General features: G+C 55.0%; 16 protein-coding genes and 1 pseudogene. 13 read left to right on the top strand and 4 right to left on the bottom strand.

What is annotated here, in order from left to right:
• Positions 1-170: 170 nt before the first annotated feature.
• Positions 171-1,430 (bottom strand): translesion error-prone DNA polymerase V subunit UmuC, encoded by a 1,260-nt coding sequence (umuC, locus tag AB5Y81_RS04030; protein ID WP_069554004.1) that lies wholly within the window; start codon positions 1,428-1,430, stop codon positions 171-173.
• Positions 1,411-1,854 (bottom strand): translesion error-prone DNA polymerase V autoproteolytic subunit, encoded by a 444-nt coding sequence (gene umuD, locus AB5Y81_RS04025; RefSeq protein ID WP_024941056.1) that lies wholly within the window; start codon positions 1,852-1,854, stop codon positions 1,411-1,413. Before umuD ends, umuC begins: the two co-directional genes overlap by 20 nt.
• 114 nt (positions 1,855-1,968) lie before the next feature.
• Here umuD and AB5Y81_RS04020 point away from each other — a divergent pair, with 114 nt between their 5' ends.
• The 12 genes from AB5Y81_RS04020 to AB5Y81_RS03965 all read left to right on the top strand — a co-directional run bounded on the left by AB5Y81_RS04020 (position 1,969) and on the right by AB5Y81_RS03965 (position 20,702).
• Positions 1,969-2,157, top strand: a complete 189-nt coding sequence (locus AB5Y81_RS04020) for a DUF3283 family protein (protein ID WP_021138010.1) — start codon at positions 1,969-1,971, stop codon at positions 2,155-2,157.
• Positions 2,158-2,303: 146 nt separating this feature from the next.
• Positions 2,304-2,750, top strand: coding sequence for a hypothetical protein (locus AB5Y81_RS04015; protein WP_049636665.1), 447 nt, complete (start codon positions 2,304-2,306; stop codon positions 2,748-2,750).
• A gap of 185 nt (positions 2,751-2,935) precedes the next feature.
• On the top strand, positions 2,936-5,383 hold the full coding sequence (locus AB5Y81_RS04010; protein WP_201883071.1) for a type I restriction-modification system subunit M: 2,448 nt from the start codon (positions 2,936-2,938) through the stop codon (positions 5,381-5,383).
• Positions 5,383-6,684: a restriction endonuclease subunit S gene (locus AB5Y81_RS04005; RefSeq protein ID WP_201883068.1), complete on the top strand. Its 1,302-nt coding sequence runs from the start codon at positions 5,383-5,385 to the stop codon at positions 6,682-6,684. Before AB5Y81_RS04010 ends, AB5Y81_RS04005 begins: the two co-directional genes overlap by 1 nt.
• Before the next feature lie 266 nt (positions 6,685-6,950).
• Positions 6,951-7,604, top strand: coding sequence for a DUF4433 domain-containing protein (locus tag AB5Y81_RS04000; protein ID WP_201883064.1), 654 nt, complete (start codon positions 6,951-6,953; stop codon positions 7,602-7,604).
• Positions 7,601-8,665: a macro domain-containing protein gene (locus AB5Y81_RS03995; protein WP_201883062.1), complete on the top strand. Its 1,065-nt coding sequence runs from the start codon at positions 7,601-7,603 to the stop codon at positions 8,663-8,665. Before AB5Y81_RS04000 ends, AB5Y81_RS03995 begins: the two co-directional genes overlap by 4 nt.
• Before the next feature lie 74 nt (positions 8,666-8,739).
• Positions 8,740-11,871, top strand: a complete 3,132-nt coding sequence (locus AB5Y81_RS03990) for a type I restriction endonuclease subunit R (RefSeq protein WP_201883968.1) — start codon at positions 8,740-8,742, stop codon at positions 11,869-11,871.
• Positions 11,871-12,584 (top strand): M48 family metallopeptidase, encoded by a 714-nt coding sequence (locus tag AB5Y81_RS03985; RefSeq protein WP_005331303.1) that lies wholly within the window; start codon positions 11,871-11,873, stop codon positions 12,582-12,584. Before AB5Y81_RS03990 ends, AB5Y81_RS03985 begins: the two co-directional genes overlap by 1 nt.
• A 173-nt stretch (positions 12,585-12,757) precedes the next feature.
• Positions 12,758-14,818, top strand: a complete 2,061-nt coding sequence (gene zorA / locus AB5Y81_RS03980; RefSeq protein WP_201883058.1) for an anti-phage ZorAB system protein ZorA — start codon at positions 12,758-12,760, stop codon at positions 14,816-14,818.
• On the top strand, positions 14,818-15,585 hold the full coding sequence (locus AB5Y81_RS03975; RefSeq protein WP_024941047.1) for an OmpA family protein: 768 nt from the start codon (positions 14,818-14,820) through the stop codon (positions 15,583-15,585). The genes zorA and AB5Y81_RS03975 overlap by 1 nt, the downstream gene beginning before the upstream one ends.
• Positions 15,582-17,642, top strand: a complete 2,061-nt coding sequence (locus AB5Y81_RS03970) for an EH signature domain-containing protein (RefSeq protein ID WP_201883056.1) — start codon at positions 15,582-15,584, stop codon at positions 17,640-17,642. Before AB5Y81_RS03975 ends, AB5Y81_RS03970 begins: the two co-directional genes overlap by 4 nt.
• On the top strand, positions 17,643-20,702 hold the full coding sequence (locus AB5Y81_RS03965; RefSeq protein ID WP_201883049.1) for a DEAD/DEAH box helicase: 3,060 nt from the start codon (positions 17,643-17,645) through the stop codon (positions 20,700-20,702).
• A gap of 26 nt (positions 20,703-20,728) precedes the next feature.
• On the opposite strand, the pseudogene AB5Y81_RS03960 reads toward AB5Y81_RS03965, so the two are convergent.
• Positions 20,729-20,872, bottom strand: a pseudogene (locus tag AB5Y81_RS03960) (hypothetical protein); the annotation flags it as partial.
• Between the two features lie 21 nt (positions 20,873-20,893).
• Here AB5Y81_RS03960 and AB5Y81_RS03955 point away from each other — a divergent pair.
• Positions 20,894-21,981 (top strand): IS3-like element ISAs22 family transposase gene (locus AB5Y81_RS03955; protein WP_201889692.1). Its coding sequence is split into 2 segments (ribosomal slippage): positions 20,894-21,146 and positions 21,146-21,981, totalling 1,089 coding nucleotides; the frame shifts between segments, so codons are not numbered across the junction.
• Between the two features lie 209 nt (positions 21,982-22,190).
• On the opposite strand, the gene AB5Y81_RS03950 is transcribed toward AB5Y81_RS03955, so the two are convergent.
• The gene (locus tag AB5Y81_RS03950) at positions 22,191-23,171 is read right to left on the bottom strand and encodes an IS5-like element ISKpn26 family transposase (RefSeq protein WP_201889691.1); all 981 of its coding nucleotides are present in this window, start codon (positions 23,169-23,171) and stop codon (positions 22,191-22,193) included.
• Between the last annotated feature and the right edge of the window lie 70 nt (positions 23,172-23,241).

Genomic DNA, 23,241 nt, shown 5'->3' with positions numbered 1-23,241 from the left:
GTCGGCAAGTCGCAATGCGGATTGGCAAGTCGACCAGTACAGTGGAGAGAGCTGTTACCGTACTGGTCAAAGATGGGCGATTACGTTTTGTTGGGCCGCGTAAGTGCGGACGTTGGGAGGTATTGAATCCTGACGCGTAACCATCTAGCCCCATAGCTAATCGACTCGGGCTACCTCGCCACCGGCAGGTCCTCCCAGCGGGTGGTGTAACAGGGGCTCAGGTGCTCTTGTCGCATCATCCACTCAGGCGACCCAGTGCCTTGGCTGGCAAAGCCTACGCGCCCCAATCCCTTGGCTTTGATCTGGTCCATCACTGCCATCAGCGCATCTGATTGAGCGGAGGACGGGGCAAAGAGATCTGCCTGTTGTTGCCCCTTGGGGGTGAACTCACTCAGCATGACGCCCCCCTTCTGATAACGGTAACCGTCGCGCCAAATCTGCGGTAGCAGCACGTTCACTTGCTGCAGCAGCAACCGGGTATCATCGCTAGGGCAGACCAGCCGGACGCCAGCCTGCTCACTGTAGTAAGGGGCTCGTTCGTCAAAGGGGCTGGTTCGCACGAACAGGTGCACCCGCTGGCAACACATCCCCTCGGCCCGCAGCTTCTCGGCTGCGCGAGCCATAAAGCCTGACAACGCTTGGGCCATTTCTCCACGGTCAGTCACGCGCTCACCAAAGGAACGGCTCGAGAGGATCTGCAGCTTCGCCGCCGGTTCAACGGTCAGCTCTGCGCAAGGCAGGCCACGCAGCTCCTGTACGATCCGCTCGACCACCACGCCGTATTGGGCGCGTAACCCTTTGGCATCGCTAGCCACCAGGTCAGCCACGGTGTTGATGCCTTGTGCCACCAACTTGGCCCCCAAGCGCCGTCCTATGCCCCACACCTCGTCCACCGGGGTGATAGCCATCAGCCGGGCACGGCGCAGCTCGTCACGCAAGTCCACGACGCCGCCCGTGGCAGGCCACTTCTTGGCTGCATAGTTGGCCAGCTTGGCGAGGGTCTTGGTGGGGCCGATCCCAACCCCTACCGTGAGGCCGGTCCACTGCCAAACTCGCTGCCGGATCTGTTGCCCATAGGCTGTCAGGTCCCCGGCAAACGACTCTGACAGTGACAGGAATGCTTCATCGATGGAGTAGACCTCCAGCTCGGGGGCCATGGTCTCCAACGTGCTCATCACCCTGCCAGACATGTCTCCATAGAGCGCGTAGTTGGAGCTGAATGCCACACCGCCATGCGCCTCGAACTGCTCGCGGATCTTGAAGTAGGGCCCAGCCATCTTGATGCCCATCGCCTTGGCTTCGGGGCTGCGCGACACCACGCATCCATCGTTGTTGGAGAGCACCACGATCGGGCGGCCACGCAGCTCAGGGCGAAACAGCCGCTCACAGCTGGCGTAGAAGTTGTTTACATCAACGAGCGCTATAGCCATCACGCTGCCTCAGATTGCCAATCACATGGGTGACCACTCCGAACAACTCCAAAGAGAGGCTCATACAAGGGTCTATAGGCGCGAACGCCGGATTGGCTGGCAACAGCCGCAACCTCGGCTTGAGCTGCAAGGTCTTTACCGTGAAGCCGCCATCGAGTAGTGCAATTACCACATCTCCATGGCGCGGGGTCAGGCTCTTATCTACTACCAGCAAGTCACCGGGAAAGATGCCGACCCCTGTCATGCTCTCCCCCTCGGCACGCAGATAGAAGGTTGCTGCAGGGTGCGACACGCAGTGGGTGTTGAGGTCCAACTTCCCTTCCAGATAGTCGCTGGCTGGGCTGGGAAAGCCACAAGAGGCGCGGTGCAAGAACAGCGGGATGGTCACCTCGGCGGGTGATGGGTCTGGGGTTAACAGCTTCATGGCAAACACCTGTGTTTATATACAGCTATTATAGCGCACCACCTTTGAACCAGCGCAAGTCCCGCATGCCACTGATGGCGTACCATGGCGCCAACAAATAACAAAGAGATCAGTATGAGTCACAATCTGTGTGCCCTACCGAAAGAGCAGCAAGAACGGGTCGAGGTCGAGAAGGCTGCCGCATATGCCGTATGGAAAGAGCGCAACGGTCACTTGGCCAGCGCAGAAAGCGAAGCAAGCCAGCATAAGGGTGAGCTGGGCAGCTACTTTCTTGAGCAAGTGGGTAAATACAAACGAGGTTAATTATCTCAAGCTGGACTGAACGCGCCTCAGTGGACGTCTTGCCATCACGCATCCGCCTGAAAACACGACATGTTAAAAACCTCAGTATCGAGGCTGAGCGGCTGGCCCGGTATAGTCAATCGAGTTCACGTCAGAGGAGAGATGCAATGAGTCACCAACCCGGCTTTTGGCTAGCGACACGCCAGTGGTCGCTGGCCGCACTGCTGCTGAGCCTAACGCCGCAAGTCGTGTTTGCAGCCGACTGCACCTATCGAAAAGATGCATTGGGCCATACCCGCTATCAATGTGACGATGGCAAGCAGGGCACCTTACGTGAGGATGCGCTTGGCAACATCAAAGACTCGGGAACCGGAACGACCTGGCGTAAGGACGCGCTCGGCAATCTTAAGGGGAGCGATGGCACTACCTATCGGCAAGACACGCTGGGCAATATTCGCGGCAGCAATGCCAAAACCGGTGAACGGGTGACATGGCGTGAAGATGCACTTGGTCAGTTGCGTGCATCTGATGGCACCGTCTGTCGAACCAACGCGCTGGGGCAACTCAAATGCCGTGGCGAGAGCACACCGCCGGCCTTGCTGGAAGGCAAATGATGGCTTTTGCAGCAAACGATCTGCCTATCCGTCACTGATGTGATATCCACCATGGTTGCCACGGGGTCAAGTGGGTAAACTCGTTGGCAATCTCTGGCGTGCTCACCCGTATGGGTGCAAACAATCGCCTCTTTTCGTTTTCCATGCGCCCTTGGCGCAAACTGACTCTTATTGGAACCCTTTCCATGGCTATCAAGAAAAACGAACTCTACTCCTCCCTGTGGGCCAGTTGCGATGAACTGCGCGGCGGCATGGACGCCTCCCAGTACAAGGACTATGTGCTGACCCTGCTGTTTGTGAAGTACGTTTCCGACAAGGCCAAGGGCAACCCCTACGCCATGATTGAGGTGCCGCAAGGGGCCAGCTTTGACGACATGGTGGCGCTCAAGGGCGATAAGAATATCGGCGAGGCGATCAACCTCACCATCTCGGCGCTGGCCGAAGCCAATGATCTCAAAGGCGTGATCGACATCGCCGACTTCAACGATGAAGACAAGCTCGGCAAGGGCAAGGAGATGATCGACCGCCTGACCAAGCTGATCGGCATCTTCGAGGGGCTGGATCTCTCCGCCAACCGCACCGAGGGCGATGATCTGTTAGGCGATGCCTACGAATACCTGATGCGCCACTTCGCCACCGAATCGGGCAAGTCCAAGGGCCAGTTCTATACCCCGGCCGAGGTGTCGCGCATTCTGGCCAAGGTGATCGGCATCAGCCGCCAGACGCCGCAAGATGCCACCGTCTACGACCCTACCTGCGGCTCCGGCTCCTTGCTGCTCAAGGCCAGTGACGAGGCGGGACCCAAGGGGCTCACCATCTACGGTCAGGAGATGGATAACGCCACCAGCGCCTTGGCGCGCATGAACATGATCCTGCACGACAATCCGACCGCCAAGATCTGGAAGGGCAATACCCTGGCCGCGCCCCAGTGGAAGGAGGGCAACAACCAGCTCAAGTGCTTCGACTTTGCCGTCGCCAACCCGCCCTTTTCCAACAAGAACTGGACCAGCGGCCTGGATGCTGAGCACGATGAGTTTGGCCGCTTTGTCTGGGGCGTACCGCCGGAGAAAAATGGCGATTACGCCTTCTTGCTGCACATCATCAAGAGCCTCAACAGTCGCGGCAAGGGGGCGGTGATCCTGCCCCACGGCGTGCTGTTTCGTGGCAATGCCGAGGCGCGCATTCGCGAGAATCTGCTCAAACAAGGCTTTATCAAGGGCATTATCGGCCTGCCTGCCAACCTCTTCTACGGCACCGGCATTCCGGCCTGCATCATCGTCATCGACAAAGAGACGGCACACCAGCGCGCCATCCAGACCAGCGGCTACAGCAGCCAGAGCCTGTTTATGATCGATGCCAGCAAAGGCTTTATCAAAGATGGCAACAAGAACCGGCTGCGCGAGCAGGACATCCACAAGATCGTCGATACCTTTACCCGTGAGCAGCTGATCCCCCGTTACAGCCGCGCCGTGCCGCTCTCCGAGATCGCCGCCAACGACTACAACCTGAATATTCCGCGCTATATCGATGCCAGCGAGGCCGAGGATCTGCACGATCTGGCCGCGCACCTCAAAGGCGGCATTCCCAATCGGGATATCGACGCCCTGGGCGCTTACTGGCAGGTGTTCCCGACTCTGCGGGCCGATCTGTTTGCTCCGGCCCATGCCGGTTATAGCCATGCTCTGGTGGCGGCCGCCAAGGTCAAGGGCACCATACTGGCGCATCCCGAATTTGTCTGTTTTGCGTCTGCTTCACTCGAACCCTTCTCACGTTGGTTTACAGAGTGCCATCTGGCGGAGATTGAGCCGGGCGAATCGCCCAAGGCATTGATCGAGGAGATCAGCGAATCGCTGCTCGCCGCCTATGCGCCGCTGCCGCTGCTGGATAACTACGATATCTACCAACTGCTGCTGGACTACTGGCATGCCGTGATGCAGGACGATGTCTATGTGCTCTGCCAGGATGGCTGGGCGGCGGGCAAGGTGCTGCGCGAGCTTAAAGTCGACAAGGGCGAAAAGCTTAAAGAGACGCCGGATCTGGTGCTAGGCAAGAGCAAATACAAGGCCGAGCTGTTGCCACCGGCGCTGCTGGTGGCCCGCTTCTTTAGCGATGAGCAGGTCGACATCGACGCCCTGCAGGCCGCCGCGGATGAGGCAAGTCAACATCTGGAGAGCTATCTGGAAGAGCAGGGGGGCGAGGAGGGGCTGCTGAGTGACGCGGCCAACGACGCGGGCAAGATCAACGCCGCCAGCCTGAAGGCGCGGCTCAAGCAGGCCAGCGATGCCGAGGAAAAGGCGGCGCTAAAAACCGCCATCAAGCGGTTCGAAGCCGAAAGCCAGGCTAAAAAGGCGGTAAAAGAAGCGCAAGAGGCGCTGGATCGGGCCGTGGTTGCCCGTTACCCCAAGCTTACAGAGGGTGAGATCAAGCAACTGCTGGTGGAGGATAAGTGGCGCGCCAGCTTGCAGGCGGCCATCGAGGCGGAGATTGAGCGCATTACCCAGCAGCTGGCCAACCGCGTCAAGGAGTTGGAGGAGCGCTACCGCGCCACCCTGCCGCAGCTGACCCAGCAGGTCGCAGATCTGGAGGCCAAGGTGGCCGCGCATCTCAAAAGCATGGGGCTGGAGTGGGCATAATGGCAGAGCAGATGATGCAAGACGCAGCAGGCAAGGCGATCCCGGTAGGCTATAAGCAAACCGAAGTGGGGGTTATTCCTGAGGATTGGGAAATTAAGACATTAGGTGAGCTAGTTGATATATATAGCGGTGAAAGTCCATCAAAATTCAATTTCACGGAATCTGGTATTCCTTATTTTAAAGTAGAGCAGTTGAATGATGGATTAATGTATGCGGATGAAACGCCTTATTTTATCGACACACAAAAGACAGTTAGGGCGGGGAGTGTCATCTTTCCAAAGAGAGGTGCTTCAATTTTATTAAATAAAATAAGATTGCTTAAGCGCGACTCATTCATGGATACTAACTTAATGGCATTAACATGCTCATTTAGTTTAGATGCGCTATATTTGTACAATCAGTTGATATATAAAAAACTAAGCTCCGTTGCGGATACGACATCCATTCCCCAAATTAATAATAAGCATATAACTCCTTACGCAATCCCATTTCCTACTAAACAAGAACAAACCGCCATTGCCAATGTGTTGTCGGATAGCGATGCGCTGATCGATGCGCTGGAGCAGCTGATCGCCAAGAAACAGGCCATCAAGAGCGCCACCATGCAGCAACTGCTGACCGGTCGTACCCGCCTGCCCGCCTTCGCCCTGCGCCCCGATGGCACCCCCAAAGGCTACAAGCCCAGCGAACTGGGAGATATTCCGGACGATTGGGAGGTTGTGTCACTTGGAGATGTTATACAAAAAGTAACCGGAGGTGGTACTCCTAGTAGGGCCAATCCAACATATTGGGGTAATGAAATACCATGGGTAACCGTAAAGGATTTCGCTACTTTTAACCCGTCAATGGCTCAGGAATATATTACAAAAACAGGGCTTGCAAATAGCTCAAGTAATTTGATACCCCGAGGAACATTGATCACATCCACCCGAATGGCTTTGGGTAAAGCTGTTGTTTATGATGTTGATGTAGCTATTAATCAGGATTTGAAGGCAATTTTCCCAAACTCCGATGTTGTTGTCAGTTATTTGTTTTATTGGTTTGAGCTGAACGCAGTAAAAATTGATGATCTTGGAAGTGGGAGCACGGTAAAAGGCCTTTCGTTAGGTGATTTGCGAAATTTATCGTTTCTATTGTTAAGTTCAGAAGAACAAACCGCCATCGCAACTATTTTATCCGATATGGATAACGAGCTGCAGGCATTGACCCAAAAGCTGGACAAGGCCCGCGCCTTGAAGCAAGGCATGATGCAACAACTGCTGACCGGCAAAATCCGCCTGCCGCTGGCGGTGGGGGCATAGACGGGGGCATGAGTGCAGCCCAACCAGATGACCGCCTCTGCCGCGAGCCTGGCCACCGGAGCCACCCAGCGCCGGATTTGCTTGACTGTTGCGTGACTGGGGCGTTGTTAATTGGCGCGATAGATGTTTATCTATCTGAAAAGAAAGAGATACTTTTACTGTGAGTTGCTTGATGGCGTGCACAGCGGCCACCCGCATACGAAAAGCGGGTGGGGTCATCGTTGGCGTGTTTATCAAGCGCTGGGTATCGCAGGAGCTAGCCACCCATGGCCTATGACTATAGCCAGAGCCTGAATCCGCAGAAGGCGCTGATATTCCGGATCGTGCATCGGGATAACCTGGAATGGATCCTGACCCATGGCCTGTGGGCGGGGAATGGTCAGCAGCAAAACCCGCACTGGGTGCATATCGGGCTGCCGGAGCTGATTGCCAAGCGCGCACGCCATCCGGTGCCGCTGGCGCCTTACGGCGTGTTGAATGACTATGTACCCTTCTACTTCACGCCGTTTTCGCCCATGCTCAGCAATATTCACTCGGGGCGCGGTGTTCCCCGGCGTGAAAATGATGAAATCCTGATCCTGGTTTCCAGCCTGCATCGCATGGCTGAATTGGGGCTACCGTTTGTGTTTACCGATAGCCATGCCTATTACCAGTGGGCCAATTTCTATGTCGACCTTGGCGATCTGGGGCGGATTGACTGGCCACTGTTGCAGCGCCGTGACTTCAAGCGTGATGCGGACGATTTGAGCAAGCTGGAACGCTATCAGGCCGAGGCCTTGATCCATCAACATTGCCCCATCGAGGCGTTGCTGGGCGTGGTGTGTTACAACGAAGAAATAAAGAACAGCGTGGAACAATGCATGAATCGGGTCGGGATCGCGCGCCCCGTCTATGTCCGTGATGGGTGGTATTTCAGATGATTCGATATACAACAGGCAATCTGCTGGATGCTCCGGTGGAAGCGCTGGTGAATACCGTCAACACCGTCGGTGTCATGGGCAAGGGGATCGCCTTGATGTTCAAGGAGCGGTTCCCGGCCAATATGCGCGCCTATGCCGAGGCGTGCAAACAGTGTGATGTCGTCACCGGCAAGATGTTTATTACCCAGACGGGTGAGCTGCTGGGGCCGCGCTGGATCGTGAATTTTCCGACCAAACAGCACTGGCGCAATCCGGCACAGATGGCGTGGATCCAGGATGGTTTGCAGGATCTACGGGCCTGGTTACAGGCGCAGCAGGTCTCTTCGATTGCCATTCCGCCGCTGGGGGCTGGCAACGGTGGTCTGCCTTGGCCAGAGGTCAAACAGGCGATTGAAACGGCACTGGGCGATCTGGATATCGATATCCTGCTCTATGAGCCCAGTAGCCAATACCAAAATGTGGCCAAGCGGGGCGGGGTGGCGGAGCTGACTCCGGCTCGGGCCTTGATTGCTGAACTGGTACGCCGCTACTGGTTTTTAGGAATGGAGTGCAGCTTGCTGGAGATCCAGAAACTGGCCTGGTTTCTGGCTCGGGTCATTGGCCGTAACCCGCTGGGGGATCCGCTGCAGTTGCAGTTTAAGGCCCATCGTTATGGCCCTTATGCCAACAATCTGACCCATCTGCTCAATGCGATGGACGGCAGTTATCTGCAGTCCGACAAGCGCATTCCGGATAGCAAGCCGTTTGATGTCATCTGGTTTAATGAGGCCAAAAAACAAGAGCTTGCCGTTTATCTCCAGACCGAGGCCAAAGCATTTTTACCGATACTGGAGCAGACGACCGCGTTAATCGATGGTTTTGAGTCGCCCTATGGCATGGAGTTATTGGCCACGGTCGATTGGTTGATCGCCGAAGAGGGCTGTGCGCCGACGCTGAGCGCGCTGCGAGAGGGGTTGCATCGCTGGCCAGCGGGAACCCCGTGGGGTGAGCGCAAGGCGCGGCTGTTTGATGATCGCAGTCTGCAGATCGCCTTGAACCGTTTGCAGCAGGGATTGGTGTAACGACGTTGGTGTAACGAATAGCAGCGGCTGCGCGGTTGTCGCGGCGGCTTGAGAGAATAACAGGGATAGAGAGCATGATTTCAGTCGGCCAACGGGAGCGGGCAACCCAGAACCGCGTCATCAAGTTATTTCAAGCGGAGCTGGGCTATCGCTACCTGGGGGATTGGCATACACGGGAGAACAACCGCAATGTCGAGCCGGAACTGCTGACCGCCTGGCTGGTGGGGCGAGGAGTGGACGCGGCGCTGATCCCTAAGGTGCTCAGGCAACTGGATCGGGCGGCGAGCCTGGGCGAAGGGCGCATCCTCTATGACGCCAACAAGGAGGTCTATCGCCTGCTGCGTTATGGCGTGAAGGAAAAAGTAGGGGCAGGCGAGCAAAACCAGACCGTCTGGCTTGTTGACTGGACTAATCCGCAGGCCAACGACTTTGCCATTGCCGAAGAGGTGACGGTCAAAGGCGAGCATAAGAAACGGCCGGATCTGGTGCTCTATGTCAACGGCATTGCCCTTGGCGTCATTGAGCTCAAGCGCTCTACCGTCTCTGTCTCTGAAGGTATCCACCAGAACCTGGATAACCAGAAGAAGGATTTTATCCGTAACTTCTTCACCACCATGCAGTTGGTGATGGCGGGCAACGACACCCAAGGGGTGCGCTACGGCACTATCGAAACCCACGAGAAATACTATCTGGAGTGGAAAGAGCCAGCCGATCCAATCCATTCCGACCATGTCGATCTGCCGAGTGCCAATCTGCTGGACCAGCATCTGGCGCAGTTGTGCAGCAAGGCGCGCTTTCTGGAGCTGATCCACGACTTTATCGTATTTGATGCGGGTACCAAGAAGACCTGCCGCCATAACCAGTATTTCGGCATCCGTGCCGCCAAGGCCTCTATCCGCCGTCGGGATGGCGGCATCATCTGGCACACCCAAGGCAGCGGCAAGAGCCTGACCATGGTCTGGCTAGCCAAGTGGATCCGCGAAAATGTGACCGACAGCCGGGTGCTCATCATCACCGACCGCACCGAACTCGATGAGCAGATTGAGAAGGTGTTCAGCGGGGTGGAGGAGGAGATCTTGCGCACCAAAAGCGGGGCCGATCTGGTGACTCGTCTGCATGCCCATAACCCCTGGCTTATCTGCTCGCTGGTTCACAAGTTCGGTCGCACGCCTGAAGGCGAGTCGGATGACGAAGATGATGGCAGCTCGGATGATTTTATTGCCGATATGCGCCGCAGCTTGCCCTCGGACTTCAGCCCCAAGGGGCAGCTGTTTGTGTTTGTCGATGAGTGCCACCGCACCCAGTCCGGCAAGCTGCATGGGGCGATGAAGAGCCTGTTGCCAGAGGCGCTGTTTATCGGCTTTACCGGCACGCCGCTGATGAAGCAGGACAAGAAAAAATCCATCGAGGTCTTTGGCCCCTACATTCACACCTACAAGTTCAACGAGGCGGTGAGTGATGGCGTGGTGCTGGATCTGCGCTACGAGGCGCGGGATATCGATCAGCGGGTCAAATCCCAGAAGAAAGTGGATGAGTGGTTCGACACCAAGACCAAGGATCTCTCGCGGCTGGGCAAGCAGCAGCTTAAACAGAAGTGGGCCTCAATGCAGAAGCTGCTCTCCAGTCGTTCGCGGCTGGAGCAGATAGTGGCCGATATTCTGCTCGACTTCGAGCGCAAGCCCCGGCTGGCCGATGGTCGTGGCAATGCCATGCTGGTCTGCGCCAGCGTCTATCAAGCCTGCAAAAGTTACGAGATGTTCAGCCAGGCCGGTTTTGCTGGCAAGTGCGCCATCGTCACCAGTTACCAACCCAATGCCAGCGAGATCAAGGGCGAGGAGACGGGCGAGGGGCTGACGGAGAAGCTGGCCAAGTACAACATCTATCGCAAGATGCTGGCCGACTATTTCGAGCAGCCGGAGGATGAGGCGGCTAAGCGGGTCGAAGAGTTTGAAAAACTGGTCAAGCAGCGTTTTATTAAAGAGCCGGGCCAGATGCGGCTGCTCATTGTCGTGGATAAGCTGCTGACCGGTTTTGATGCCCCCTCTGCCACCTACCTCTATATCGACAAGAAGATGGCTGATCACAACCTGTTCCAAGCCATCTGTCGGGTGAATCGGCTGGATGGTGACGACAAGGAGTACGGCTACATCATCGATTACAAAGACCTGTTCAAGTCGCTGGAGAAGACGGTCAACGACTATACGGCCGAGGCCTTCGCGGGTTATGACAAGGAGGATGTGGCCGGGCTGCTCAAGGATCGACTGGCCCAGGCCAAAGAGGATCTGGATAACGCTCTGGAAGCCGTTCGTGCCTTGTGTGAGCCGGTGAAGGCGCCCAAGTCGCAACTCGATTATCAGCATTATTTCTGTTGTGAGCCGGGAGCCGATGAAGAGACGTTGAGCGAGAAAGAGGCATTGCGGCTGACCCTCTATCAGTTGGTGGCCAAGTTGATCCGCGCCTTTACCAATCTGGCGGGTGAGCTGGAGGAGGCGGGTTACAGCGCCTCGCAGGCCGCCTCGATTAAGCAGGAGGTCGAACACTTCGCCAAGGTCCGGGATGAGATCAAGCTGGCCAGTGGTGATCTGGTGGATATGAAGCAGTTCGAGCCGGGCATGCGCCAGATGCTGGATCTGTGGGTGGATGCCGATCCCAGCGAGACGCTGATGGACTTTGAGGAGCTGGGGCTGCTGGAGCTCATTATCCAGCGCGGCCCCGAGGCGCTGGATGGGTTGCCCAAGGAGATGCGCGACAATCAGGAGTCGATGGCCGAGGCGATTGAAAACAACGTGCGCCGGACCATCGTCGATGAGAACCCGGTCAACCCCAAATACTACGAGAGGATGTCGGTGCTGCTCGATGAGCTGATCGATCTGCGCCGCCAGCAGGCCATCTCCTATCAGGAGTATCTGGAAAAGGTCCGCGAGCTGGCCAAGCAGGTGAAATATCCACAGAGCCATAGCCAGAGCGCCTACCCAGAGAGCATAGACACGGCAGCCAAACGGGCACTCTATGACAATCTGGGCAAGGATGAGCTGCTGGTGGCCAGGATTGATACCGCCGTGCGTTATACCAAGAAGGCCGATTGGTATGGCGATCGCTTCAAGGAGCGGGAGATCGCGTTTGCCATTGCCGAAGAAACCAAGGGATACGATGTGACCGTTGCCGAGGTGATGGAGCTGGTGAAAGCGCAGCAGGAGTACCACTGATGCCCCTGATCACCATTGGTGAGCTCACGCTGGAGTTGCAGCATAAGGGGATCAAGAACCTGCACATCAATGTGCTGCCCCCTGATGGTCGCGTGCGCGTCTCGGCCCCGGCGTCGCTGTCACAGACGGCCATCAGAATGGCCGTGGTCAGACGCTTGCCGTGGATCCGGCAGCAACAGGCCCACTTTCAGGCGCAGCCACGTCAGAGCGAGCGCCAGATGTGCAGTGGCGAGACGCACTACCTTTGGGGACGGGGCTATAGATTGGAGGTGATCCCGGTTGAGGGAGCGCACAGCGTCAAGCTACAAGGGGGGTGGATCCGGATGCGGGTTCCCGCTCATTATGACGCCGCGAAGCGAGAAGCCTTGCTACTGGGCTGGTATCGCCAATTGCTACGCCAGCGGCTGCCGATATTGATGGCCAAGTGGCAGGCCTTGCTCAACGTCACCCCTTCGTTTGTCGGTATCAAACGGATGAAGACCATGTGGGGGAGCTGCAAAACAGATACATCCCGCATCTGGATCAACCTCGAATTAGTCAAGAAGCCCCCCGAATGCCTGGAATTTATTGTGGTGCACGAGCTGGTTCACCTGTTAGAGCGCAAACATAACCAGCGATTTATCACACTGATGGATACCCATCTGCCCAACTGGCGCGAGCATCGCGAGAAGCTCAACAAGATGCCGCTGGCGTTTAACCGGTGGGGGTATTAGGGAAAAGTAGTTAGGTAAGTTTGTGGTATGGTGCCGGCAAAACCAGATTGACGCGGCTCATCTGTTGAGCGGATTACTTTGTTTTTGTTCATTCGTTATCTCGACCTGGTCAAAACACTAGGTTAAAGACTGCCGGTTTTTTTCAAGAATCAGTTGAACATTTGGGATTAGACATGTGGGATTTACTTAAACACCTATGGCCTGACTTTAGCCAGATGCTGAATGGCACCACCAATGGAATCAGTGCATGGTTCTGGTCACTCACTTTCTTAATTTTTGCACTATCCCTGTTTTTTTTGTTCAAGCACTACCGCAACTTCATTGAAAAAAACAAAGCATTGAGATCCTTGCTGGATGGGCAGGATAGAGAAACATTGGCTGACTCCCGCAGAGAAACCCTTCAGAAAGCTAAAACGCTGAATGCCGATAATATTGGCCTTCTCTGGCAAGAATTTGATGAAAGCCTTGTCTTGTCTTCTGACAAGAAACAGCTCTTCAACACGATTGATGCGGAGCATTTCTTCAACGCAAAAAACCTTGCGACCGGCCTAACCTCTAGCCGTTTGCTGGCTGCCACCCCCAGCTTTCTGGTAGCGATAGGAGTACTTGGCACCTTTGTCGGATTAACTATCGGACTGGAAGGGCTAGTGGGGAACACAACCGAAATCGAAACCCTGAAGAGCGGGATCAACAAGCTGATCTCCGGCGCAGCTGTAGCGTTTATGACCTCTGTCTGGGGAGTGACCTTTAGTCTCCTGCTCAATCTACTTGAAAAGCTGTTTGAGCGGAGTGCGCTGAACCATATTCAAGACCTGCAAAACAAGATTGACTTCCTCTATCCAAGACTCCCTGCGGAACAATCCCTGGTACATATCGCCGAGCACAGCAAAGAAAGCAAGGAAGCACTACAAGAGCTGCACGAGCGAATTGGTGACAGGCTGCAGGAAAGCATCAATGGCATGAGCGAAGCTATGCAAAATGCCCTCACTGACACACTTAATAATATCATGGGGCCGGCCATCCAAACCCTAGTTCATTCCACTAATCAACAATCAAGCCAGGTGATGGAAAACCTGGTAAGCAGCTTTATGGAGGGTATGAGCTCGGCAGGCAGAGTACAGGGTGAACAGCTCGAAAAAGTGGCCGCGGATGTCAATATCGCCGTCAGCAGCATGGGCGAACGTCTTGAACAGCTGTTTAGTAAATTAAGCTCTCAACAGACTAGCAGCCTGGATGCTCAGGATGAGCAGTCCAAACGTTTCCAGGAGCAGTTGCAACAACTGGCCAATTCGGCAGACGAACGACAAGGCCAGTTGGAGAGTCGATTTGGTAAGATGATGGGTGACTTGGCCCAGCAACATGAGCAACAGCAAACCACGTTACTGGAGCAGCAACAAAAAATGCTGGGCAGTCTGGGCACCGCGAGCCAACAGCAAATCGAGGCTATGACCTCGGCCGTACAGCAACAACAGAACACATTGCAGGATGCCGTTGGCAAACTGCTGGATAACTTAAGTCAACAAGGTGCTCAGGCGGATGTTCGCGAACAGATTCGTCAGGATAAATTCCAACAGCAGCTGACTGACGTAACACAACAGCAGCAAGCGTTGTTGACCGCCTTAGCCGACTCAGTGCAAGCCGGTCAACAACAAAGCCGCCAAATGGCGGAACAGCACCAGCAATTGCTGACTCGCTTGCAGCAAGTGACCGATTCCGCAGCCCAGAGCAGCAAGCATATGGACAGCAGTGCCAATCAGCTAAGCCTGCTCTCCACCAATGTCCGTTCTGCCGCCGATCTACTGGGGCAGCGCTTGGAACAAGTGACACAACAAATTGAGCAAGCCGGTAGCCAAAATGCTGCACTTACTGATCAACTCAAGCAACAAGCCGAAATGCTGGCCAGATTGCAAGATGGCTTGCTGATGGGAGCAGAACGTTTCGAACAGGCTGCCAGTGAGGCTCGCCATGGCTTTGTTGAGATGAAGCAAACGCAGCAACAATTCCTGACAGGGGTGAGAACCGAATTCAATGCCTTAGGCGAGACGTTGCGTTCCCAAGTTGAAGCCATCGAAAAACAGGCTGAACAGTGGCTGCAAAAATACGCCAGCGAAGTCAGCACCCAGGTTCATGAGCGTATGGATCAGTGGAACAAGGTTTCTCTGGAATATGCCACCAAGATGTATCACACGGCCGAAGCCATGAGCAGTGTGCTGGATGAGCTGGAGCAACGCTGATGCAATTTCGTAAAGCTCAAACCACCAACGTTGACGAAGAAAATCCCTACTGGATGTCCTTTTCCGACATCATGTCCGCCCTGCTCGTCATCTTTATTATGGCCTCGGTGATCCTGATCCTGCAGCTGATGGAGATCCAAAAAGAGCTGGAGCATAAACAAGCCAAGTTTGAAGAAGAGATTGTCGCGCTAAAACAAGCCGAGCAAGTACGCCGCACAATTCTTGACGAAGCAGTAGAGACCCTGCGCAAGCGCGGCATCAAGGTAGAGGTCAGCCAGAATCACACCGTCTTGAGCATTCCCAACGAACTGCTCGGCTTTGAAACTGGCGCCTTTGATATAAGTCCGACCTATCAATCTCGGGCCAGGGAAATAGGCGAAGTGCTTAACATGGTAATCTCTCGTGACAATCGAGTGGAGTTCCTAGATACCATCTTCATCGAAGGACATACCGACAACCGTCCCCTGCAGGGCTTTATGGGCAAGGGTAACTGGGGGCTGTCAACCTTCCGCGCCATTTCCCTCTGGCAGTTTTGGGAAAAATCACTCATCGGTGATGAACAACTATCCCGGCTGAAAAATAGAGATGGCCATCCCCTCTTTTCGGTCAGTGGCTATGGAGAAACACGGCCAGCGGTGTCTAATCAAGTGACGGAGACAGATTTTAAGCGTAATCGTCGCATCGACATTCGTTTTACCATCCGCAGACCAGACAGCGCACAGTACGAACAAGTGAAGGAACGGCTGCAGGAGGAACTTCAGCAATGAAGTTGCCCGAGGCCAAATCCATGGCAACCTCTTGGGGCCTACCCACGGTAAACGCCTGGACCGAACTCCAGACGAAGGCTTCCAGGATGGAAGGGACAGCAGGGCACAACGACGCCTTCAGCCAGATGCTGACCTTGCTGCGCAACATGGCCATATCAGGCCGGTTTGAGGCATTACCTGGATTGCTGAAGCGCCGACTCACTGCTCGTGCACTCAGTTGGTTTTGGCTTAGTGGCGACCAGTATGCCGAACGGCTGCTCAGCCCCCAACTCCTCTCCGCGCTGTTGCATGCCCAACAACCCAGGCTGACTCGAATAACACTTCAGCAACTGGTACAGCTCTACTTTCGCCAATTCGACTTGCTAGACCAACATGATGGCTTTCGTGCTCTGCTGGAACAGGCACTGCTGTCACAACTGGAGCAACTGCCAGAACCTCGTATTGCCACCCTGCGGCCGAACCCGCTCATCAGCCTAAAACAAGAAGGGCACAAACTCCTTGGACTGAACGGCCCACGTCAGCTCGCCGAACAGACGCTACAAGCAGGACGCGAGCTTGGTGCGACATTTAGCGAACTAGGCCTGCAAGGCCTAGATGATGGCCGCTATGGCGATATCTGTCGGGCTCACTTCTATCTCGAGACCTTGCGCACTTTGTCACTGGACGAATGGTCACCTGTGATGGATGAGCTACTTAAACCCTCGGTCAGCAAGGCTCCCTTTGAGGGGGACCGCTGTATCGGCCATGCCGCGCTGGAGATCCTGATCGACCGTACAGGCCAGGAGCCCAGCGATGCCTGGCAAACCTTCATCCTCAACCTGGCAGGCGATCCCCGCATATCCAGCGCCGCCACAAATTACCGTCAATGGTGGCAACCACTGGGCGAGGCACGGATTCAAAAGGTCAGAGGCTGGCTATCCAAAGAGGATCTTCGCCTCTTTTTGCAGGCCGTTGAGCAATATGGGATCCAGAGTCATAACGACGAATTACAGCGGATGTTTCCCGCCAGAAAGCTGTTTCTGGAGGGCTTGTTCAAACTCAAACTGATCCGTAATACCCGTCTGCTACTCGGTAACCGGGCCCAGCAAATCGTTAAAGGGATTTTGGGTAAGGAAGTAAAAACCAGCTTCGCTCCCATGGATGGGGCTATGAGCGATAAAGCGGTGATCTATCTGGACTGTGGCGATTTCTACCTGATTGAAGGTTCCCACAGTTTCAAAATTTGGGTCTATTTGGCGCCCCCAAGTGACATACTGACCACTTATGAGAAACGGATATTCAGCCACGCCGCACTGACATCCACCATTCCTGCTGGCTACCAAAAACGATATGGCAATCTTCCTCTCGCCAGCATCGTCCACACACCACACACTTGGCAGCACAAGGTCTTCACCTTCTTGGCAGACAACGGCATCGGTCTGGATATGGAGCAACTACTGAGCCGCCAGGACTACCAATACCAGCTTCGCCGCTTTGGCATCCCTGCAGTCAATCCCAAACGGTCACCGGTGCCAACTCCCAGCCAGCCGACAGCCAAGTCATTTGTCGACACGATAACTCACCAGTCAGCTCTAACTAGTCTCAGTCCATCACCAGTAGATCAAGTCAGGGAGGCATCCCATCAGGCCAAGCTTTATGAAGAACCCCAGCAGCTCCCAGCGAATGCGTCACGTGCAGTGAACAAGTTATCAGCTGAGCAGCTTTCAAAGCTGAATGGCAGGTTCAAATACAAGAACAAACCCACTCCAGCAACACCCCATTCGGATGAAATAACCAGCGCTAACACTGTTGCGGAGCCTTCGCTCTCCGAACTCTGCCCCCGGGTTAGCCAGCTCAAACCGCTAGAGCTTAAGGTACTGCAATATTTTGCCAGCAATGCCGGTGACAGAGCTCGTCATGGCGCCAACGTCTTGGGCATGACAGTTCAAGAGATCAATCAACAGCTTTATGGGCCCCTTGGTACGCTCTGCTGGCAAAACAGCCAATATGGCTGGCACCTCACATCCGTAGCAGCCGCGGAATTAACCGCTTATGAAGAGCATCATAAAGGCCACTAAATGCGCTTAGTCGAATTCTTGCGATCCTTTATTGGCGACACGGACAACGCCATCAACAACCAGTTAGGTTTTCACAGCCAACCTGACTCCAGCGGGTTGAATTTTTTCCTGCCAGCAAGTGAGCTCAAATCACTGCAAGTAGGACAGGGGAACACCCGGCAAAAGGTGCAACTCATCTGCCTCAACATGTTGGCCGAGCAGGGTGTGGCCGAGACCACTGCTAATGGTTTTCATATTGAGGCAGAAGACATCACTGGTATGGATGGCGAACAAGCCGAGATCCTGGACCTGCCGCCCCGCTTCCCCGGGCAATTTGTCTCCACGATTCACGGCCGAACCGGTAACAGCGGCTTTCGGGTAGCCATTACCGCCAGTATGCCTGAAGGGGAAACCCCCTTTACCCGCAAAGGGCCCTTTCTGTACTTGGGTAGCCAAGAATGCTATTGGCTGACGCCAGCAGAATTAATGGGACTGATGGCTTGGGAGCAACACGAGACCCTGACAGCCGAGCTGCGAGGCGAAACCGCTAACCTGCGACTGATGGCCGAGCTGCAAACGGCGGCACGAAGTGGTATGCGCATCGACCTTAGTCATTTTGAGCGCCTTGACGTAGTGGTGCCGGACAACATAGGTATCATAGCCACCCGCATGCCGGATGGTAGCCTGCAGCTTTGCCCCTGTCTGGGAGAGGGATCCACGCCAGATCAATTGCAGAAGCGATGGGCGCAGATAGATATGAGCGCTAATGGCGGCGTGTTGCGAATAGATAATCGCGTAGTACTGCTGGACGAACCCCGGTTGGCCGGGATCCGCAACGTACTGGCCAATACACGCATTCCTGCCGACAAGGTCAATGAGTTTATTGCCACCCCTACCGCTTTTTTGGATGCCGCCTTGGTTAATCTCGAGGTTGGTTTCTCCATTAGGGTCGCAGGTGTAGGCCGACTACAGTACATGGACTTTGGCGGGCTGGATACCAACCAAAACAATTGGTTTGCTCTTGACTCCCGTCCATCACCCCCGGAGGTACTCAGCGGACTTATTCAGTCGCCTGAGGAATTGCAACGTTTTGAAGATCTATTGCAAGCGGCACGAGCCCAAGGCGCCAGCACTCTGACTTTTGGTGAACAGACGATCGACATCACCAACGTCGATGTAGTGGAAAAACAAGTTACCGCCATCAAGCAACGTCTTGCCGGCCATTCTGGCCTCGACTATGAACCAGCAGATGAATCAGTCACACTTGAGACACCAGTAGACGAAGAAAAAGTCAAAGAGCGCGTTGCCGTCATTCTCAAGGAGGCGGATGCCATCCATACCACCTTGTTGAACAAGACCAATTTCGCCACCCTGCCAGCCTCACCTGACTGGTCACGCTATGCGCGCACGCCCTTCTCTCACCAGCAAGAAGGCATCGAATGGATGCTAAAACTGCTGAATGTGGCCTTGCATGAAGATCCCGAGGATCTCTACCGACTGCAAGGCGGCCTGCTGGCCGATGACATGGGGTTGGGCAAAACCTATATGACCTTGGTGACCATCGGTGAATACCTGCATCGTCAACGCAGCCTGGGCCAGGCAGAAAAGCCCATTCTGGTGGTGGCGCCACTGAGTCTGCTGGAGAACTGGGAAGATGAGGTCGCCAAGACCTATAACAGCGTGCCGTTTCGCGACCAGGTGGTGTTGCAAGCAGGTCGTGATCTAGGGAGGTTTCGGATCCGAGGTGCAGAAAGAGAGTCGGTACAGTTGGCCTCGCTGGCAGATGAAAGCGGCATGCTAGATGAACAAAGCATCCGCTATGCCCTGGCCATAGGCCCAGAGGCCGGGATCCATCGGCTGGACATGGACAGACGGCTAGTACTCACCACTTATCAAACCTTGCGGGACTACCAGTTTTCACTCTGCCGCATCGACTGGGGTATGGTGATCTTCGATGAAGCGCAAAACATCAAGAACCCCAATGCCTTACAGACCCGTGCAGCCAAAGGCCTCAAGGCTGACTTCAAGCTGCTGGCAACCGGAACCCCAGTGGAGAACAGCCTGGGAGATTTTTGGTGTTTGCTGGATACCGCCCAACCCGGGCTGCTCGGTAGCTGGCAACACTACCGGGACAGCTGGATAAAACCCATTCTGAATGCCGAAGAGCAAGAACGCGACCTGATCCGTATCCAAATCGGCGAGCAATTACGCCGCACCGTAGGTACCTTCATGTTACGCCGAGTCAAAGAGGAGCAGCTCAAGGGACTACCCAGCAAGACCATATGTAGTGGTGTACAGCAAGCAGATAGCCAGCTGCAACGCTATCACCCCGAATTGAGCCGCGTCATGAGCGGCTTACAGTTGCAGGCCTATGATGCCGTACTCGATGAGTATAGCAGTCGCCGGGCTAGTGACGAAAACATGCAAGGAGCGGCCCTGGCTGCACTCTCCCGGCTCAGAAGCATCTCATTGCATCCAAGGCTGGATGACGAAGCTGCGCTCTACAGTCAGGATGCCAAGCAGGCCCGTCAGTACATGCAGGAATCCGGCAAGCTCACCATTGTTCTGCAGCTACTGGAGCAGATCCGTAGCCAGAACGAAAAAGTCATTCTGTTTATGATGACCAAGCGGTTGCAGCGAGTACTCAAGCTCTGGCTGGATCAGATCTATGGCCTGGATATCGCCATCATCAATGGCGACACCAAGGCGGTGGCCAGTAAAGTCGAGGATCTGACGCGCAAGAAGCTGATCAGCCAGTTCGAGGCTCAAGCCGGTTTCAATGTGATAATCATGTCCCCTGTGGCTGCAGGGGTCGGTCTGACCGTGGTCAGTGCCAACCATGTGATCCACTTGGAGCGTCACTGGAACCCAGCCAAAGAGGCCCAGGCCTCAGACCGGGTCTACCGCATCGGCCAGCAAAAACCAGTGTTTATCCACTTGCCGACCCTGACTCACCCGCGATTTGATGCGTTCGATGTCCATCTGGATCGCCTGTTGCGCGGCAAGCTGATGCTGAAAGATGCAGTGGTCACCCCCGAAGCCGTCAGCGAAAGAGAAATGACAAGTGCCATGGGTCTGTAGTAATGGAGTGGGCCATCGCCATAGACGCCGCAGCGATCCAAAAATAGGGAGACCCTGTTTCGTTCGACAATTGCACGTGCACCAAAACGTGGTTGAACTTGGGTGTGTAATCCCCAACTCGGTAATCCCCCCGAAAAACTGAGGTGCTCATAAGTAGAATTTTCTCGTATCTTGAACGCAGGAGGTTCTACATGAAAACATCACGCTTTAGCGATGCACAGATCATCGCCATCCTCAAGCAGGCCGAGTCTGGTTCACCCGTCCCTGAGCTCTGCCGTGAGCATGGCATCAGCTCCGCCACCTTCTACAAGTGGCGCTCCAAATTCGGTGGCATGGATGCCTCTCTCATGGCGCGCCTCAAAGAGCTGGAAGAGGAAAATCGTCGCCTTAAGAAGATGTATGCCGAGGAGCGCCTAAAGGCTGAGATCATCTCCGAGGCGATGGCAAAAAAGTGGTGACGCCATCTGCCCGCAGGGAGATGTCGACCAAGGCTGTGGCTCATTACGCCATTTCTATCCGTCTGGCTTGCCAGGTGTTCAAGGTGAGCGAGGGTTGCTACCGTTATCAGCCCGTGCTGGCTGATGAAAACCAGGAAATTGCCGACTGGCTGCTGCGCCTCACCGCCAACCAGCGCAACTGGGGTTTCGGACTGTGCTTCCTGTACCTGCGTAACGTCAAAGGCTTTGGCTGGAACCACAAGCGGGTCTACCGGATCTATCGGGCGCTAGAGCTCAATCTGCGGATAAAACCCAAGAAGCGGCTAGTGCGGGCCAAGCCGGAGCCGTTGGCAGTCCCTGACCAACCGAATCACTGTTGGTCGATGGACTTTATGCATGACCAGCTCAGCGATGGTCGTTCGGTGCGGTTGTTTAATGTGATCGATGACTTCAATCGCGAAGCACTGTGCATCGAGGTGGATTTTTCCTTGCCTGCCTCGCGAGTCAAACGGGTGCTGGAGCAGGTCATCGAGTGGCGGGGCAAACCAGCCGCAATCCGCTGTGATAATGGTCCGGAATACATCAGCGAAGAGCTCAAGCAATGGGCGCAGCAGAAGAGGATTGCGCTGAGGTATATCCAGCCAGGCAACCCGCAGCAGAATGCCTACATAGAGCGATTTAACCGCACTGTGCGTTACGACTGGTTGGGCCATTACCTGTTTGAGTCACTGAATGAGTTACAGGAATTTGCCACGAACTGGCTGTGGGTTTATAACCATGAGCGGCCCAATATGGCGCTGGGCGGCTACACGCCGAAACAGCGCTTGGCACAGGCCGCATGACCTCTACTTTTGAGTGCTCCAAAAAATGGGGGGATTACCCCGCATTGGCTTCTTTCATTTTAGGGAAGGTGCGAATAAGCGGGGAAATTCTTCTCGGCTGACTCAGTCATTTCATTTCTTCATGTTTGAGCCGATTTTTTCTCCCGTAAATGCCTTGAATCAGCCTATTTAGACCGTTTCTTCGCCATTTAAGGCGTTATTCCCAGTTTTTAGTGAGATCTCTCCCACTGACGTATCATCTGGTCCACCCGAAACAGGTTGGCCAGGGTGAATAACATCGCCAGTTGGTTATCGTTTTTCAGCAACCCCTTGTATCTGGCTTTCACGAAGCCGAACTGTCGCTTGATGATGCGAAACGGGTGCTCCACCTTGGCCCGGATGCTGGCTTTCATGTATTCGATGTTGATGGCCGTTTTGTTCTTGCGTGGATGCTGTTTCAAGGTTCTTACCTTGCCGGGGCGCTCGGCGATCAGCCAGTCCACATCCACCTCGGCCAGCTCCTCGCGCTGTGGCGCCCCTTGGTAGCCGGCATCGGCTGAGACAAATTGCTCCTCTCCATGCAGCAGATTACCCAGCTGATTGAGGTCATGCTCGTTGGCCGCGGTGGTGACTAGGCTGTGGGTCAGGCCACTCTTGGCATCGACACCAATGTGGGCCTTCATGCCAAAGTGCCACTGATTGCCTTTCTTGGTCTGATGCATCTGCGGATCGCGTTGCTGCTCTTTGTTCTTGGTAGAGCTGGGTGCCTCAATGATGGTGGCATCGACCAAGGTGCCTTGGGTCATCATGACGCCTGCTTCGGCCAGCCAGCGATTGATGGTCTTGAACAATTGGCGGGCCAGTTGATGCTGCTCCAGCAGGTGGCGGAAATTCATGATGGTGGTGCGGTCCGGCAAGGCGCTATCCAGGGATAACTGGGCAAACAGACGCATGGAGGCGATTTCGTACAGAGCATCTTCCATCGCGCCATCGCTCAGGTTGTACCAATGCTGCATGCAGTGAATGCGTAGCATGGTTTCCAGCGGATAGGGCCGTCGGCCATTGCCCGCCTTGGGATAAAACGGCTCGATGACAGCGGTCATATTCTGCCATGGCAGAATCTGCTCCATGCGGGAGAGGAAAATCTCTTTTCGGGTCTGACGGCGCTTAGTGCTGAATTCACTATCGGCGAAGGTGAGTTGATGGCTCATGATGTCCCTCTGGGATGCGCTCCGGATGAACATGATGATCTCATATCAGGAACTTGTTCGCACCTTCCCT

The organism is Aeromonas sp. s2 (assembly GCF_040907935.1).
Taxonomy (GTDB): domain Bacteria; phylum Pseudomonadota; class Gammaproteobacteria; order Enterobacterales; family Aeromonadaceae; genus Aeromonas; species Aeromonas dhakensis.
This window is presented reverse-complemented; position numbering and strand designations above follow the sequence as displayed.